The organism is Kribbella hippodromi (assembly GCF_039531045.1).
In the GTDB taxonomy this organism is placed as follows: domain Bacteria; phylum Actinomycetota; class Actinomycetes; order Propionibacteriales; family Kribbellaceae; genus Kribbella; species Kribbella hippodromi.
This window is the reverse complement of record NZ_BAAAPH010000015.1, coordinates 199,564-215,529: the sequence shown is the minus strand read 5'-3', so window position 1 is coordinate 215,529 and position 15,966 is coordinate 199,564. Positions and strand designations below refer to the sequence as shown.

Genomic DNA, 15,966 nt, shown 5'->3' with positions numbered 1-15,966 from the left:
AACTCACAAGACCAACTCCTTGGCTCACAGAACGACATGGCTACGATCCGACTTGCGGGTCGGAGAACTTCAGCGGGACCTTGCCGAGGCTCTTGATCGTCGTGCTCGTACCGTTCGCGTGCCCCACGGCGTACAAGTAGCCGGACTGCGTCTCCCGGTCGATGCCGAGCAGGAGCGTACCGTTCGCACCGCACTTGGTGGCGATCAACTGCTCGAAGCCCTGCCAGGTCGACCCACGGACCACCCGGCTGCTCGGCACAGCGTTGTACTTGGTCGGCCACGTCACCGTCACCAGACTGCCCGACCGGGTGTTGGCGAGGAACGTCTCCGCCGTAGCCGTCCGGCTGATCAGCGCGATCCCCTTCACCGTGGTCAGCCCACCGACCCCACCGGTGGATCGCCAGCCAGTACCTTCGGCGATCCAGCGCAGAGTCGTACCGTCGGTCCGCTGCCCGTACAGCAGCGTCCGAGCCGACTCACCGGCGTTGGCAGGGCGCAGGATCGACTGCTCGATCCACCGGTAGTTGCCCCACCCGCCGCCGATCCGCAGGTTGTTGTGCGGATAGTGCGGATCGAGCTGGCTTTGCCGGTCGACCACGTACGAGCTCGAGTACAACGCCCCGCCGATCACGGTCAGCCCCGACCGCGCTTCCCCCGCCCCAAGTGGCGTACCCACGAACGTGCTGCTGTGGTGCACCTGCTTGGCCCCGAACACCCCAGCGGTACCGCGAACCCCGCCGACCGTGATCGGTGAAGTCGCGTTGATGGTACGGCTAGTGGCCGCGCCCTGAGCGGTCACCGAACCGAGCCGCAATGAGCAGGCCGCGGTCGTGGCCGATTGAGTAGTTGTGGATGCCTGTGCGGACTGGCCGGCCGCCGCCCCGAGTGCCAGTGCGAGTACCCCTGCCGAAGCCAGACTTGCCGTCTTCCGAAACATCTGGATCGTCCTCCCCTGATGCGGAGGCTTCGTCGCCCCCGTAGTACCGCGTTGGATTCCGGGCCGGGCCGGAAAGTTCAGCGGTCAACAGGTGAGAGTCGATAACTATTCAGCATCGCGAAACCGCGTTCAGCGCAGGCTGGCGAACACGTCATCGAGCGGCCGCCCGGGCGTACGGCCGTGCTCCACGTACCACTCGCGTCCGAGCATCCGCCGGAAGAGCCACGGCGGTAGTTTGAGCAGCAACCCGAGCGTACGAGCGTCGTCGTCCGAGCTCGCCTGACTGGCATGCGCGGCGAACGACTGGCGTTTCTGATCCGTGTACGCGCGCACGTCGACCCGGTGCGTGATCGCCTCCGCGGGGGAGTACGCATTGTCGTACGCCGAGGCCTTGACCGCCGGCAGGATGCCCGGGATCGCCTCGACAATGCGAATCAGTCGCCGGATCAGCCGCCGGTCGATCGTTGCCTCCAGCACCAACCGCGTCCCGGCCTGTTCGGCGGCGTACTTCCCGGCCGTGTACACCTGCCGGTGATCCGGGTGCCCGTACCCGCCGGCCGGATCGTAGATCGTCAACGCGTCAGCTTTCTCCGCGCGCAGCAGCTCGATCAGCGGAGCGGCGGCTTCGGCGACCGGGAGCGTACTGAACCCACCCTCAGCGGCCGGCTGCACCGAACCGGAGTCCTTGAAACCGAAACGAACCACCCGCGCACAGCCGAGCGCCGCGGCCGACCGGTCCAGCTCGGTCCGCCGATGCGCGGCCAGCTGTCCGGATTCCCGGTACGAAGCGGCCGCAGCGCCGGCCTCACCGTCGGTCGCGACGGCGAGCACGACCCGATGCCCTTCGGCCGCCAGCCGGGCCAGCGTGCCGCCCATCAGCAGCGCTTCGTCATCTGGATGCGCGTGAAACGCAATCAAGGTGAATCGCTCCGTCATGGCCCGAGCATGCCATGCTCGAAGGGGCTCGAGAGAGCTCATAGGACTGCCTGCGGTTCCTCTCAGGACCCTCTCAGCATCCGGGCGACAGGCTGGTATCGATGAACGAGATCGAGCAGCGACGGGGTTGGCGACGGCGGTTGGTGACCCCCGTCCTCAGTGGGCTGGTCACGGTCGCCCTCGTGGTGTTCCTGCCACGCGCGGTGGGGTCGACCTGGCGGGAGGTCGGATCGGTCCTCGGACAGGTGTCGATCCCGGCCCTGGCGATGCTGTCGGTCGTCTGGATCGCGGGCCTCTGGGCACACTCGTTCGTGCTCGCGGCGTCGCTCCCGGGCCTGTCCAAGCGGCGCGGGCTGACCCTGAGCCTGACCGGCAGCGCCGTGGCAAACGTTCTCCCACTCGGTGGCGCCGCCGGTACCGCGCTGAACTTCCGGATGGTCCGCCGCTGGGGCTTCAGCAAGGGCGCGTTCGGCGGGTTCCTCGCCGTGACCACCCTGCTGAACGTGGTCTCCAAGCTGGGCGTGATCGCGCTGGCGCTGCTGCTCGTGCCGATCCTGCACAGCGCCTCGGCGTTCGGTAAGGGGAGCCTGCTCTTCCTGCCGGTGCCGATCGCCGTACTCGCCGGAATCTGGATTCTGGTGGACGAACGGGCGGCCGTACTGATCGGCGCCGGGCTCGACAAGGTGCTCCGCCGATCTCGGCTGAAAGAGCGGTTGCCGCGGTTCCGGCGCCGTACGCTGACGCTGATGCGGACCGGCTGGCGGCCGATGACCGTCGGCATGGTCGCGTACCTCGCGCTGCAGCTCGCGCTGTTGTGGCTCTGCTTCCACGTCCTGCACGTCCCACTCGGGCTCCCGGTCCTGTTCACCGCACTGGCCGTGGAGCGATTGCTCACTCTGGTCCCGATCACGCCCGGCAGTGCCGGTGTCGTCGAGGTGGGTACGACGGCCGCGCTGGTCGCTCTCGGCGGCGACCCGGCCGGGGTTGCCGCGGGGCTCCTGTTGTTCCGCGGGTTCACGTTCCTGATGGAGATCCCGGTCGGCGGCATCATGCTGGCGATCTGGACCTGGCTGCAGCACCGCACCGGCGGCGGTGCGCGCTCCCTTGGGGCGGTGGCCTGATGCGGGTCGCGCTGGTCAGTGACTGCTACCTCCCACGCCTCGGTGGCATCGAGTTGCAGGTGCACGATCTCGCCGTTCAGCTGATCCGGGCCGGGCATCAGGTCACCGTGTTCACCCTGACCGACGGTCCGCCGAGCGCGGGTGACGTACCAGTGGTGCGGCTGCCCTCCTTGACCGGACTGCCGCTGCCGGTCGCCGTCGAGCGGCTGCGGTACGAGCTGGCCACCTTCGACGTCGTGCACTCGCATTCGTCGCTGGTGTCGCCGCTCGCCTGGCGGGCGGCGCGGATGGCCCAAACGGCGCTGATCACCATGCATTCGTTGCCTGGATCAACGATGCCGTGGCCGGTCGCGCAGATCGACCGGTACGCCGGGAACGCGCAATGGACCGCGGTCAGCGAAACCGTCGCGAACCGGTTGCGGCGGTCGCTGCCCAAGGGTTCGGTCAAGGTGCTGCACAACGGCGTTGACCCGGCCGCGTGGCGGGCGACGGCGCGTACGGATCATCGGCCGACCATCGTGAGCACGATGCGGCTCGCCCGGCGCAAGCGCCCGGATGCGCTGCTGCGGACGCTGGAGAAGGTCCGCGAGCTGACGCCGTCGGCCGTCGATCTGCGCGCGGTCATCGTTGGCGCAGGTCCGCGCGAGCGCGCGCTGGCCACCGAGGTACGCCGCAGCGGCATGGCCTCCTGGGTGGATCTTCCGGGACGGTTGACCCGGTACGAGATTCAGCAGCTGTACGCCTCGGCCGATGTGTACTTGGCGCCGGCCGAGCTCGAGTCGTTCGGGGTGGCGGCACTGGAAGCACGCTGCGCCGGCCTGCCGGTGGTGGCGATGGCGTCCGGTGGGGTCCGCGAGTTCATCCGGCCGGGGATCGAGGGCTTCCTGGTGCACGACGACACCGAGATGGCGCGTACGGTCGCGGCGCTGCTGTCGAACTCGACGGTCCTGGACCGGATGCAGGCGCACAACCAGAACACCGATCCGGTGATGACCTGGGACCGTGTGATCACGCAGCACGTTGCCGCGTACACGGCTCAGCTCGCTCTCAGTGAACGGTCCCTAGCGTCGACTGCATGAGGCGAAGCTGGGCCGAGCAGGTGATGGGGATGCCCATCAGTGTGCTGGCCCGGGGCGAGCAGGCGGCTTCCGCGGCAGTCGAGGAAGCGGTCCGGGACATGTACGCCGAGCTGGTCGAGGTGGACCGGATCTTCTCGCCGTACAAGCCGGACAGCTCGGTGAGCCGGCTGGCCCGCGGTGAGGTCGGCTGGGACGACGTGGAGCCCCTGGTACGGGACGTGGCTGAGCGGTGTGTCGCGGCGCGCGCACTGACCGGTGGACTGTTCGACGCGGACGTACCCGGTGGGTGCTGGGATCCCTCCGGGCTGGTGAAGGGCTGGGCGGTTGAGCGGGCAGGGGAGCGGCTGCGAGCGGTGGCCGGCGTCGACTGGTGCCTGAACGCCGGTGGTGACGTCCTTGTGCTCTGCGCCGGCGACGAGGACTTCACGATCGGGATCCAGGACCCGCACGACCCCACCCGGGTCGTGGCGAGTCTGGCGCGGAACGGAGGCGCGGTGGCGACGAGCGGCACGTCGGCCCGCGGCGCGCACCTGTACGACCCGCGCACCGGCACCGAGGTGGCCACCCGCTGGCTGTCGGTGTCGGTGAGCGGGCCGTCGGTCGAGTACGCGGATGTGCTGGCCACCGCGGCGTTCGTGGCCGGGGACGGCTGGCCGGAGGTACTGACCGTGTTGCCGGGTTACGAAGGCCTGGGGGTGCTTGCGGACGGCAACTTGTTCTCCACCGTCGGCTGGGGGGTGGCATGAGCGCGCGCATCCTCCTGGTCGAGGACGACGCGGACCTGGCCCGGCTGCTGGACCGGGCGCTCACCGGCGAGGGGTACGCCGTCACGCGAGCCGGTGACGGTCACACCGGGCTGCACCTGGCGCTGACGCGTCCGGCGGACGCGATGATTGTCGACCGTGGCCTGCCTGCTGTCGAAGGACTGGACCTGATCGCCCGGTTGCGCAGTCGCGGCGTGGGTACGCCGATCCTGGTGCTGTCGGCGCGGAACAGTACGGCGGACCGGGTTGAAGGGCTGGACGCGGGCGCGGAGGACTATCTGACCAAGCCGTTCGAGCTGACGGAGCTGATGGCTCGCGTACGCGCGTTGCTGCGGCGGCACCTCGATCATGCGGTGCAGCTCGCGGTGCCGGGTGGCGTACTCGATCTGGATCACCGGACCGTACGCCGTGACGACGGTGCGTCGGTGGAGTTGTCCGAACGAGAGGCGGCGTTGCTGGGCCTGCTGGCGGCGCGGCCCGGCACAGTGTTCAGCCGGTCGGACCTGCTGGACCGGGTGTTCGACGAGGCGGAGTCGGAGACAGTTGTCGACACGTACGTGCACTACTGCCGGCGCAAGCTGGGCCGGGGCGTGATCAGCACCGTACGTGGGCTCGGGTACCGGTTGGGTGCGCCGTGAGTACACGGTTGATCGGGGACGAGGTACTGGTCCGTCGCGCGGCGCGGGGCGTTGCCGTACAGGCTGCTGCTCTGGTTGCGCTAGCGATGCTGCTGTTGATCGCACTGGTGACTGTAGTGGTCGTACGCGGGCAGACGAACGCTGCGGACGATCTACTCCGCTCCGCGATCAGTACCGCGGACGATGTCGGTGATCCGCCTGCCGGCGCGTGGCTGGTGATGACGAACTCAGCTAGTACGACAACCTCTCCTGGTCTGCCGACGAGCCTGCTTCCGGACTTGGCGACGCTACGTACGGAGGCATCGGAACAGGTACACCTCAGTACTGTCCAGGAGGATGACGGCGGATACCGGATCGCTACTGGGCTGTCGAAAGGGCATCCGGTACAGGCGGTACTCGATCTGGCTACGACACGCCAGGAGCAGGCGCGGCTGTTCCAGGCGATGGGGTTCGCTGCTGGTGTCGCTCTACTACTCGCAGTTCTGTTGGGCGTGCTGATTGGACGGCGGGCGGTCCGGCCGTTGGCACAGGCTTTGACCTTGCAGCGCGCGTTCGTTGCCGATGCGGGGCATGAGCTGCGTACGCCGTTGACGCTGTTGAGTACGCGGGCGCAGCTGCTTGAACGGTCACTGCGGCGCACGGACGTGGATGAGGACGTACTGGACGATGCTGACGGCGTACTGCGCGATACGAGGCGGTTGGCGGAAGTGGTGGACGACCTGCTCGCCGCGGCCGATCCACGCGGGATGGAGGACGGCCGACCGGTTGACCTGGTCGGTATCGCGGCAGACGTCGCAGACAGTGCCGCGGCGCACGCGGGGGAGGCGGGCGTACGGCTGCGCTGGGAGAGTGAGCTGCAGTCCGCTCCGGCGTTGGGGGCGGCGACTGCGATTCGGCGCGCGACGCTCGCCCTGGTCGACAACGCGATCGACCACACACCACGCAACGGGACCGTGCGGATCGCCGTACGGCGGCATCGTGGCGACCTGATCCTGTCGGTGAGTGACACCGGGCCGGGGATCGGACCGGAGGCCGCGCAGCGTGTACTGCGGCGTTTCGACTCTGGCGGTCACCGGGCCGGGCGGGCGCACTACGGGCTCGGTCTGGCGCTCGCGCACGACGTAGCGAACCGCCTCGGCGGACAGCTCCGGCTGGCGCCCAGCGAGGTCGGAGCGACGTTCGAGCTGGTACTGCCTGCGCTTGCGGAGGCAGGTCCAAGGAAGGACTAAGAATCAGCGGGCATCGTCGGAGCATGACGTACCGCGGGCCAGCAGAGGTGATGAACCGGCCCCGGATCACCCACGCCCGGCGCAGACCGCGCCATACGCCCACCTGGTGGCGGGACGCCATCGGGGTCCTGTGCTGGGTGACGGTACTCGTGGTGGTCGCGCTCTGGGTGTCGGGACGTGGTTTCCAGAACCTGTTGAGCGGACCGGCTGACCTGCTTACCTCACTCGGGCGGCTCTCCGGGCTGGTGGCGGCTGACCTGCTGCTGGTCCAGGTGTTCCTGATGGCACGGGTGCCGATGATCGAGCGCAGCTACGGACAGGACGAGCTGGCGCGACGGCACCGGCTCGTCGGGTTCTGGTCGTTCAACCTGTTGCTGCTGCACATCGGACTGATCCTGATCGGGTACACGCTGCGCGACCACAACGACCTGGTGCATGAGACGTGGTCGGTGGTCACTACGTACGGCGGCATGTTGCTGGCGACCGCTGCGACTCTCGCGCTCACCCTGGTTGTGGTGACGTCGGTGCGTGCGGCGCGGAGGGCATTGCGGTACGAGTCATGGCATCTGCTGCACTTGTACACGTACCTCGGCGTGGGCCTGTCGATACCGCATGAGATCTGGACCGGTGCGGACTTCACTACGTCAGCGTTGGCGCGTACGTACTGGTGGTCGGTGTACGGCGTAGCGCTCGGTGCGATCGTGGTGTACCGGGTCGTGCTGCCGTTGTGGCGTACGCTCCGGCACGGGCTCACTGTGCGCGAGGTGATCCCTGAAGCGCCTGGTGTGGTGACGGTTCTGCTTGGTGGACGTGGTTTGCATCGGATGCCGGTGCAGGCGGGGCAGTACTTCGTGTTCCGGTTCCTGGACGGACCTGGGTGGTCACGTGGCAACCCGTACTCGCTGTCGGCGTCGCCCGCACCGGATCGGCTGCGGGTGACTGCGAAGACCGCGGGGGATGGGGGTAGCCGGCTGGCGCGGGTACGGCCGGGGACGCGGGTAGCGGTCGAGGGACCGTACGGGCGGCTGACTGCGGAGCGGCGGGTGACTGACCGCGTGGCGATGTTCGCGTGTGGCATTGGGATCACGCCGCTGCGGGCGCTGTTGGAGGAGCTGTCCTACGGGCCGGGTGAGGCGGTACTGGTGTACCGGGCGCATGACGCGAGTGATCTGGTGTTCCGGGAGGAGCTGGAGCATCTGGCGCGCGTACGCGGGATCACTGTGCACTATTTGCTTGGGCCGCGGATTCAGGGGCGTAAGTCGTGGCTGCCGGTTGGGGCGGAGGGGTGGTCGGACGAGGACGCTGTGCGGCGGGCGGTGCCGGAGCTGGAGCAGTACGACGTGTACGTGTGCGGGCCGGATCGGTGGATGGATGCGTTGTGTGCCGCAGTGCTGACGGCCGGACTGCCTGCGAGGCAGTTGCACCAGGAGCGGTTCTCGTGGTGAGAGGAGAAGTTGCGTGAGGCGCGGGACAAGAGTGCTGATGTCACTCACCAGTGTGGCGGTTGTAGCGGTTGCGCTGCGAACCAGCGTGCACCCACAGACCGGCGCAGCAGTTGTTGCCACGACACCACGCACCACGGCACCGCGCGTCACGCATCACCGCAGTCGTCCGGCGCCCCGGCCGTCGCGCCGTTCACCAGCTCCGACTGCGCAGTCAACGCCCGCTCCGACAACAGCGGCGCCGAAGTCGGTCACTGCTACCGGTGGAGTCGTCGATACCCAGTACGGACCAGTGCAAGTACAAGTCACCGTGTTGGGCAGCCGCCTCACCCAGGTACGTACGCTCCAGCACCCAAGCGGCGACGGCCAGACCGACCGCATCAATAGCTACGCGGTCCCACAGCTCGAACAGGAAGCCATGAAGGCCGGAAACGCCCACCTGGACACGGTTTCCGGCGCGACCTTCACCTCGCAGGGCTACCGGCAATCACTCCAGTCAGCTCTCGACGCGGCACACGGTGCGCGATGACCAGCCACTCGGAACGCCTACGCCGCAACCTGGCCGTCGGCGGCGGCACCGGCGTGCTCCTGCTACTGCTGTTCCTCTACCCAACCAGCACGAACCGCACCGAAGGTCAGTCCACTCCGGCCGCATCCGCAGGCGTCGTCAGCAACTCAACCGGCGAGATGGTGGTCAATGGAGCCTCCGCCGGCACGCGCTACGGCCCGGTCCAGGTACGCATCACCGTCCGCGCCAACCGCCTGATCGCCGTCACTCCACTGGTCTATCCGAACGGCGGCCGCCGCGACCAGGAGATCAGCACGTTCGCGCTGCCCCAACTCACGCACGAAGCACTGGCAGCCCAAACCGCCCACATCGACACAGTCTCCGGCGCCACCTTCACCTCAGACGGCTACCGCCGCTCCCTCCAATCCGCCCTCGACACAGCCCACCTCACCAGCTGACCCAAACCCCAGAAGCTCACCCGCCCCAACCCCCACCCGCCCCCCGATGTACGCGTCCGGACCGAACGGACCCTCCGCAGCGCGGTAGGGCGGATGAGTGAGCCGAGGGACGTCGCTAGGTGTGCGCTGCGCGGCATGGGGCTGCGCGGGGGTAAGTGGTGCGCGGGGATATCTGCTCGCGTGGTGGGTTCTCCACTCGTGTACCGGTGGAGAACCCACAACAGCAGTGGATATCCACCCGTGTGGGGGCGGGGCGGAGCTTGTACGCCCGGTGGGGATCGCGGACATCTGGTGCCCGGGGCATGACCGAGGTCTACCTGATGTCGTCGGGTCGGAGGTGGAACGGGGATGGCGTCCAGCGGCAGCCGGGAATGGCCGAGGCGGCCGTGGAAAAGATCCACGACCGCCTCAGGAATTGCCTCGGCGAATTGCCGGTGATCAGGCCTGGCCGTCGTTCTGGCTGTCCAGTTTGCCGATCTGGTCCTTGGCGGCGTCGACGCCCTGGTCGATCTTGTCGCCGTACTGGCCGCCGGTCTTCTCGTCGGCGAACTCGCCGGCCTTGTCCAGGCCCTCGCCGATCTTGTCGCTGTGACCGTCGACCAGGTCGGCCGCCTTGTCCTTCAGCTCTTCAGCAGCATTCTTGATGTTGTCGAAAACACCCATGTCCGGATCTCCGCTCAGTTTCCGTAGTTGTTGTCGTCGGTGTTGCTGTTGCCGTAGCTGCTGCTGTTGTCACGCTCGTCCGACTGCTGGTACCCGCCGCGCTCGCCACCGTCTTCCGATTGGCCGTACCCGCCGCGATCGCCGCTGTCGTCGGACTGCTGGTAGCCGCCGCGATCGTTGTCGTCGCTGGACTGCTGGTACCCGCCGCGGTTGTCGTCGTCGTTCGACTGGCCGAAGCCGCCGTCGTTCTGCGACTCCTCGCGCCCGCCGTAACCCGAGTCATTCCCAGAGTCGTTGCCGCGGTCATTTCCGGAGTCATTCCCGGAGTCGTTTCCCTGGCCGTACGAATTGCCGCCGGATTCCCCTCCGCTGGAATCCCGGCCGAAGTCGTTGCCCTGGTCACCCGACCCGTAGCTGCCGTCGTTCTGGTTCTCTTCGTACGGATTGCTCATGCGATATCTCCCCGTGAGATATGAGTTGACCGGCCGCACCGGTTTCCTGCCCATGCACGGCCGTGAGCCGGATGGCACGCGCTCTTTCCTACCGGAAGGTAGGAGGCCGCGCAAGCACTCGGGTCACGTGTTTCGCACCCTTTCATGAAGAAGACATCAACGGACTCAGCGGCTTCTCAGCCGGCGGTGACGATCCGCCGCAATCTGTTCATCGCGCGGAACTGCAGTTGTTTGATCGCGCCGTCCGTTCGCGCCATCGCGGCGGCGGTTTCGTTGATCGACAGGCCGGCGAAGAACCGCAGCGCGAGGCATTCGCGCTGGTCGTCCGGAAGCCGGGCGACCGCGGCTCGCAACGCGGCGGTGCCGACCGAGGCGAGCGCCGCCTGCTCCGGCCCGATCGCTTCGTCGGCGCGTGGATCGACCTCGTCGGTGACGATCGCCAGCCGGTTCCAGCCGGAGCGGTGGTGATCGATGACGACGTTCCGCGCGATGGTGACCAGCCAGGCCGCGAAGTTCAGTTTCGCTCGCGGCCGGGCGATCGCCCGGAACGCGCGCAGGAACGTTTCGCTGGTCAGGTCCTCGGCCAGGCTGCGGGACGTGGTCTTGCTGTAGGTGTACCGGTAGATGGAATGGACGTGCCGGTCGTAGAGCCGGCCGAAGGCCGCGGCGTCGCCGGTTTGCGCGCGCCGGATCAGTTCGTCCTCGTCGTCGAGCGAATCGGCCGGACTGCCGGCCGCTCCCTGGGTCACTGCGGCGGTGTTGGTGGACATGTCTGTGTCACGCACCGCCCGGTGCGAAAGACTCGATGTGCATGCGCTTCCCAAGCCCCGTTCTCAGTCAGCTACGCAATTGTGAACATCACGAAAAGGTTAACGGAAGTAGCCCACCGTGTCACGCCCCTGCCACTCCGTGGTCGTGACGCTCGGCGATGCGCCCCTGAACCGCCGCGCCGGAAGCCTGGACCGGCTCAGCGCGCGTCGAGCCGGTCCAGGCCGATCAGTCAGTCGGCTACTTCAAGCCGCCTAAGGAAACGTCGGCGCGTGCCCGGCGGTCCAGCTGGTGCAGTTGGTGACGCCATTGCGGTGCAGAAAGCAAGTGCGTACCCAAGCGCTCTGCCCGCTGGTCTTGCTGAAGGTCTTGTCGATCTCGAGGAGCTGGCTTTCGGTGCGCCCGTCGACCACTCCGAGGGTCTTCGCGGCGCCCACGAGGTTGCAGCCGCTGACGCTCGCCGAGATGCAGCCATAGGCAGTCGCTTTGGTGAGGCTGGGGTGGACGTTCCCCGTGAACCTGACTGCTGTGCTGTCGATGATCATCCGGCCCCGCCAGTCGCCGCCTCGGCCCGACGGGTTGTAGATGTCGAAGTCTTTGAGCACCCGTGCCGCCGAGGCCGGGGTGGCCGAAATGGCGGCAACCGTGAGGACCGCGAGGGCGGTCACGATGATTCTACGCAACAAAAGATTTACCTCCGAGGTCTTTGGGAATGGCGCTGCGGTGGTGGCTCAGGACCGGATCGAGGTGTTGGCGGTGTGCCCGGCGGTCCAGCTGGTGCAGTTGGTGACACCATTGGGGTGCAGAAAACAAGCGCGTACCCAGATGGCCTGTCCGGAGGCCCTGTTGTAGCGCTTGTTGATGTCGGCTTCGTCCTCGTTGACGCGGCCGTCGGCCGTTCCGAGGGTCTTCTGGTTTCCCACCAGGTTGCAGCCGCTGATGCTCGCGCTGATGCAGGCATAGGCTGTCACCTTGGATTGGAAGGCGAGGATACGCCCCTTGACAATGAAATACGTGCCGTAGGTATTGAGCCTGCCGTGGGCATCGGACCCGGTGCCCGCTGGGTCCTTGATTTCAAAATCTTTGCGTTCGACCGCTGCGGCCGGTGCGGCCGAAGTGACGGCGATCGCGATGACCGCGAGGGCGGTCACGATGATTTTACGCAACAAAAGAAATACCTCCGATGCATTGATGAACGGCATTCAGTAAATGTGTTACTGAGCTGTCAGTTATCGCATCAATATGTGCTGCGATCCCTAAAGCGCGGAGAGATTACCGCATTTTTCGGCGGCTTTGTTCAGCGTGGTCGCGGGGGCCGGTCGCGGCGGTGGTGACGACCGGTGGTGGTGACCGGTGGGGAGGGATCAGGGCAGGATGGGTGTATGGATTTGTCTCTCGCCACGTCGTACGACGCCTCGCCGGAGGAGGTGTTCGCGATGATCACCGACATCACGTTCCAGGAGCAGGTGTTCGAACGGTTGCGCGCGGAGTCGTACGACATCGAGGTGGGGGACGCCGGGGACGATCTCGCCGTGCACTTCCATTGGCAGACCCGGCCCGCGGAGGTGCCGGTGGTGGCGCGGCGGTTTGTCGGGCCGACGCTGGAGCTGGCGCAGAACAAGGTGTGGCATCGCGCGGAGGTCAACGGCGCGCGGCAGGCGGATGTGGACGCCGAGGTGACCGGCGTACCGGTGAAGGTGACCGGGACGACCCGGATCGTGCCTGAGGGCCGCGGGACCACGCAGGAGTTCGACTTGCAGGTGACGGCGACTTCGGTGCCGGTGGTGGGGCGTGGGCTGGAGCAGGTGGTGGCGGACGCGGTGCGGATCCGGCTGGAGAACAAGTTCGAGGTGGCGTGGCGCTGGCTGTCCGGCTCACTCTGACCAGCCGCTGCCAGCCGCTGCCAGCCGCTGCCAGCCGGTGCCAGCCGCCGACCAGCCGCTGGCCGGCTCTGGATAGGCCCTGGTCAGCTCTTGTTGGCCCACGGCCAGGTGGTGATCGCGTGGTGGACCTGCTGGGCGGCGGCGGTGAGTGGCTGGCCGGCGTGCCAGAGCAGGCTGAGCGTACGTCGGCACGCCGGGTGATCCACCTGTAGCCACGCAACCGGATAGTCGGGGATCGAGCGCCGGGCCAGGTCGGGATTGAAACCGATCCCCAACCCGGCCCGGATGAGCTCCTGGATCGCCGCGGCCTCGTCACTCTCGCAGACCACCCGCGGCGTGAGCCCCAACTCAGCGAACAGCCGATCAAGCAAGTTGCGCTGCCAGTGGCTCCTCGTTCCCGTGACGAACGGTTCGTCGGCAAGTTCCTCGACGCGTACGGACGTACGCCCCGCAAGTCTGTGCTCCAACGGCGTCACCACCCACACCGGCTCATCAAGCAGCGCGACGCGCTCAAGGCCGGCGGTGGCGACCGGCTGGGACGCAACGCAGAAGTCCACCTCCTGGGCACGCAGCCGCCGCGGCATGTCCTCGGCGGGCAGCTGCCGCAGCTCCAACTCGATCGCCGGATGATCACGTTTGAACGCGGCAAGCGGTGCGGTCAGCGCGAGGAAGTTCTCCGCGCCAAGCCGCACGACGCCCGTACCCTGCTCGGTCGCTGCCGCAACAGCCCGCCGGCCCGCGTCGAGTTCGCCCAGCGCACGCTCGACGTAGTCGCGGAACAGCGTGCCGACCGGATTGAGCCGGAGCCGGCCGGACCGGTCGAACAGCGGTGTACCCAGCTCGTGCTCCAGCCGCGCCACGGTCCGGCTCAACGACGGCTGGGCCACGTGCAGCTCGTCCGCCGCGCGGCTGAGGTGCTCCAGCCGGGCGATCACCACGAACTGCCGAAGCATGGTCAGATCCATCGAACCCCCTCAGGTCATGACCAGACCATCATAACGAGATAGCGATTTTGGTCTTGGACGGTCATAACAGTCCAATCATAATCTCGCTGCTGTTCGAGAACCGATGGAGGAGGCTGCCCGATGCTCAGCGGACGGGTACTGCGGGGCGTGATCAGCGCGCACCTGCTGGCGATCGTGGGCCAACCGGTGTTCGCCGGGGTGTACCTGAGTGGCGACTTCGACGCGCTGCGCTGGCATGCCGCCGGCGCGAACGTCGTCACGTCGATCGCCTACCTGCAGGTGATTGTCGCGGTGGTCGTCTGGGTCCGGCTGCGGCTGGCGTGGCCGTTCACGATGTCGCTCGGGTTGGCGATTGCCGAGACGGTGCAGTACTTCGCGGGCCAGGACGGCGCGCTCTGGCTGCACATCCCCCTGGGTGTGTTCACGATTGCCGGGGTGGCAATCCAATTCATCAGGATCTGGCAACAGCCCCTTCGCGGGCTCGCACCGCAGCCTGCTGAGGCACCGGAGCCCAGTCAGGAGCCCGCTGATGCCTGAGCAGCTGAGCCGACGCCGGCTCCTCGGCATCGGGGGAGCGCTCGGCCTCGTAGGTGCCGGCGGCCTGTCCGCCGCGGCCGCCCTCGCCCGTCGCCCGGCGATCACCGGCGCTGAGCTGCGCAGTGCTCTCCCGTTGCCTCCGGCATTCAAAGTGCCGCTGCCGATCCCGTCCGTACTCGCCCCGACCACGCCCAACCGGTACGAGATCCATCAGCGTGAGGTGACCGCCGAAATCCTGCCCGGCGTACCGACCAGGCTGTGGACCTACAACGGAACGTTCCCCGGACCGACGATCGAATCCCGCCGCGGCCGCCCGATCACCGTTGCCCATCGCAACCAATTGCCGGTACCGACGGTGGTGCACCTGCACGGCGGCCGCACCCCCGCGAGCTCCGACGGCTACCCGACCGACCTCGTCCTGCCCGAAGGCTGGGACGACATGCACGAGATGCACGGAATGGAGGGTATGAGCGGTACGGCGATGAGCGACCCCCGCGCCGTGACCTCCAAGCTGACCCGCGAGTACACGTTCCCGCTCGACCAGCGCCCGACCCTGCTCTGGTACCACGACCACCGGATGGACTTCACCGCGCCCGCGATCTGGCGCGGTCTGGCCGGCATGCACCTCATCCGCGACGACGAAGAGGACGCGCTCGGCCTCCCGTCCGGTCCGCGCGAACTCCCGCTGATGATCGCGGACCGTGCCTTCGCGGACGACGGTTCCCTCGCGTACCCAGCGATCGACCCGACACTGAAGGAACGACCGGGTGTCATCGACAAGTACGTCGCCGGCGTCCTCGGCGACGTGATCCTGGTCAACGGCGCCCCGTGGCCGATCCACGAGGCTGACGCCGCCCGGTACCGCCTCCGCCTCCTTAACGCATCGAACGCCCGCCACTACGACCTGGAGGCAGTACGAGACGACGGCCGCCGCCTCGACCTGATCCAGATCGGCGCCGACCAGGGTCTGCTGCAGACACCGGTCAAGCACCGGAACCTGCCACTGGCTCCGGCCGAGCGGTACGACGTGATCCTCGATTTCGCCGAGGTCCCGATCGGCAGTCGCGTACGCATCATCAACCGCCTCGGCACCGGCCGTACCAAGGAGGTGATGGCCTTCCATGTCGTCCGTACGGCGACCGACACCAGCCGCGTACCGGAGGTCCTGTCGCGGGACCTCCCGGAATGGCATCGGTCGGACGCCGTACGCGTCCGCGACTTCTCGTTCCGCGCCGGACAGCTGGGCGACGGGCACGGGTGGCTGATCGGCGGCAAGCCGTTCGCGCCGAGCCGGACAGACGTCTCCACCCGGCTCGGCGATGTCGAGATCTGGCGATTGGTCGCGGACGTGCACCACCCCGTACACCTGCACCTGGTCGGCTTCCGCATCCTGTCCCGCGGCGGCCACGATCCGCTCCCGCACGACGCGGGCCTGAAGGACACGGTGTCATTGCGTCCCGGTGAGTCGGCCGAACTCATCACCCGCTTCGATGGGTACCGCGGCCGCTACCTGTTCCACTGTCACAACGCCGAGCACGAGGACATGGGCATGATGGCCAACCTCGAAGTGACCTGAGCTGCCCTGT

Annotated in this window: 18 protein-coding genes; 11 read left to right on the top strand and 7 right to left on the bottom strand. The window is 67.6% G+C overall.

Annotation, left to right across the window (positions count from 1 at the left end):
- Positions 1–1,066 precede the first annotated feature (1,066 nt).
- The gene (locus ABD260_RS23500; RefSeq protein WP_344236364.1) at positions 1,067–1,873 is read right to left on the bottom strand and encodes a PIG-L deacetylase family protein; all 807 of its coding nucleotides are present in this window, start codon (positions 1,871–1,873) and stop codon (positions 1,067–1,069) included.
- Between the two features lie 101 nt (positions 1,874–1,974).
- Here ABD260_RS23500 and ABD260_RS23495 point away from each other — a divergent pair, with 101 nt between their 5' ends.
- Genes ABD260_RS23495 through ABD260_RS23460 form a run of 8 tightly spaced genes read left to right on the top strand, consistent with a single transcriptional unit; the run spans position 1,975 to position 9,112 of the window.
- The gene (locus ABD260_RS23495) at positions 1,975–2,994 is read left to right on the top strand and encodes a lysylphosphatidylglycerol synthase transmembrane domain-containing protein (RefSeq protein ID WP_184832018.1); all 1,020 of its coding nucleotides are present in this window, start codon (positions 1,975–1,977) and stop codon (positions 2,992–2,994) included.
- Entirely contained in the window at positions 2,994–4,073 is a 1,080-nt protein-coding gene (locus tag ABD260_RS23490) for a glycosyltransferase family 4 protein (protein WP_344236361.1), read from the top strand. Before ABD260_RS23495 ends, ABD260_RS23490 begins: the two co-directional genes overlap by 1 nt.
- Complete coding sequence (locus ABD260_RS23485; protein ID WP_344236359.1) at positions 4,070–4,819, top strand: FAD:protein FMN transferase; 750 nt, start codon at positions 4,070–4,072, stop codon at positions 4,817–4,819. The genes ABD260_RS23490 and ABD260_RS23485 overlap by 4 nt, the downstream gene beginning before the upstream one ends.
- Positions 4,816–5,475: a response regulator transcription factor gene (locus ABD260_RS23480; RefSeq protein ID WP_344236357.1), complete on the top strand. Its 660-nt coding sequence runs from the start codon at positions 4,816–4,818 to the stop codon at positions 5,473–5,475. Before ABD260_RS23485 ends, ABD260_RS23480 begins: the two co-directional genes overlap by 4 nt.
- Positions 5,472–6,704, top strand: a complete 1,233-nt coding sequence (locus ABD260_RS23475; RefSeq protein ID WP_344236355.1) for a sensor histidine kinase — start codon at positions 5,472–5,474, stop codon at positions 6,702–6,704. Before ABD260_RS23480 ends, ABD260_RS23475 begins: the two co-directional genes overlap by 4 nt.
- Positions 6,705–6,727: 23 nt before the next feature.
- The gene (locus ABD260_RS23470; protein ID WP_344236353.1) at positions 6,728–8,149 is read left to right on the top strand and encodes a ferredoxin reductase family protein; all 1,422 of its coding nucleotides are present in this window, start codon (positions 6,728–6,730) and stop codon (positions 8,147–8,149) included.
- A gap of 37 nt (positions 8,150–8,186) precedes the next feature.
- Positions 8,187–8,675, top strand: a complete 489-nt coding sequence (locus ABD260_RS23465; protein WP_344236351.1) for an FMN-binding protein — start codon at positions 8,187–8,189, stop codon at positions 8,673–8,675.
- The gene (locus tag ABD260_RS23460; RefSeq protein WP_344236349.1) at positions 8,672–9,112 is read left to right on the top strand and encodes an FMN-binding protein; all 441 of its coding nucleotides are present in this window, start codon (positions 8,672–8,674) and stop codon (positions 9,110–9,112) included. Before ABD260_RS23465 ends, ABD260_RS23460 begins: the two co-directional genes overlap by 4 nt.
- A gap of 438 nt (positions 9,113–9,550) precedes the next feature.
- Here the strand turns inward: ABD260_RS23460 and ABD260_RS23455 are convergent, their stop codons facing one another.
- From ABD260_RS23455 to ABD260_RS23435, 5 genes are all read right to left on the bottom strand, one after another.
- Positions 9,551–9,775, bottom strand: coding sequence for an antitoxin (locus ABD260_RS23455; protein WP_184832025.1), 225 nt, complete (start codon positions 9,773–9,775; stop codon positions 9,551–9,553).
- A gap of 14 nt (positions 9,776–9,789) precedes the next feature.
- Positions 9,790–10,227: a hypothetical protein gene (locus ABD260_RS23450; protein WP_344236346.1), complete on the bottom strand. Its 438-nt coding sequence runs from the start codon at positions 10,225–10,227 to the stop codon at positions 9,790–9,792.
- Between the two features lie 176 nt (positions 10,228–10,403).
- A complete protein-coding gene (locus tag ABD260_RS23445; RefSeq protein ID WP_344236344.1) occupies positions 10,404–11,012 on the bottom strand; it encodes a sigma-70 family RNA polymerase sigma factor in 609 nt (202 codons plus the stop codon).
- A 237-nt stretch (positions 11,013–11,249) separates the two neighbouring features.
- The gene (locus tag ABD260_RS23440) at positions 11,250–11,663 is read right to left on the bottom strand and encodes a hypothetical protein (protein ID WP_344236342.1); all 414 of its coding nucleotides are present in this window, start codon (positions 11,661–11,663) and stop codon (positions 11,250–11,252) included.
- A 63-nt stretch (positions 11,664–11,726) separates the two neighbouring features.
- Positions 11,727–12,197, bottom strand: a complete 471-nt coding sequence (locus tag ABD260_RS23435) for a hypothetical protein (RefSeq protein ID WP_344236340.1) — start codon at positions 12,195–12,197, stop codon at positions 11,727–11,729.
- Between the two features lie 180 nt (positions 12,198–12,377).
- Here ABD260_RS23435 and ABD260_RS23430 point away from each other — a divergent pair, with 180 nt between their 5' ends.
- Positions 12,378–12,878, top strand: a complete 501-nt coding sequence (locus tag ABD260_RS23430) for a DUF2505 domain-containing protein (protein ID WP_344236338.1) — start codon at positions 12,378–12,380, stop codon at positions 12,876–12,878.
- Between the two features lie 83 nt (positions 12,879–12,961).
- On the opposite strand, the gene ABD260_RS23425 is transcribed toward ABD260_RS23430, so the two are convergent.
- Entirely contained in the window at positions 12,962–13,843 is an 882-nt protein-coding gene (locus ABD260_RS23425) for a LysR family transcriptional regulator (RefSeq protein ID WP_344236336.1), read from the bottom strand.
- A 120-nt stretch (positions 13,844–13,963) separates the two neighbouring features.
- Here ABD260_RS23425 and ABD260_RS23420 point away from each other — a divergent pair, with 120 nt between their 5' ends.
- Both ABD260_RS23420 and ABD260_RS23415 read left to right on the top strand, forming a co-directional pair.
- The gene (locus tag ABD260_RS23420) at positions 13,964–14,380 is read left to right on the top strand and encodes a hypothetical protein (RefSeq protein ID WP_344236334.1); all 417 of its coding nucleotides are present in this window, start codon (positions 13,964–13,966) and stop codon (positions 14,378–14,380) included.
- A complete protein-coding gene (locus ABD260_RS23415) occupies positions 14,373–15,956 on the top strand; it encodes a multicopper oxidase family protein (protein ID WP_344236332.1) in 1,584 nt (527 codons plus the stop codon). The genes ABD260_RS23420 and ABD260_RS23415 overlap by 8 nt, the downstream gene beginning before the upstream one ends.
- Positions 15,957–15,966: the final 10 nt, after the last annotated feature.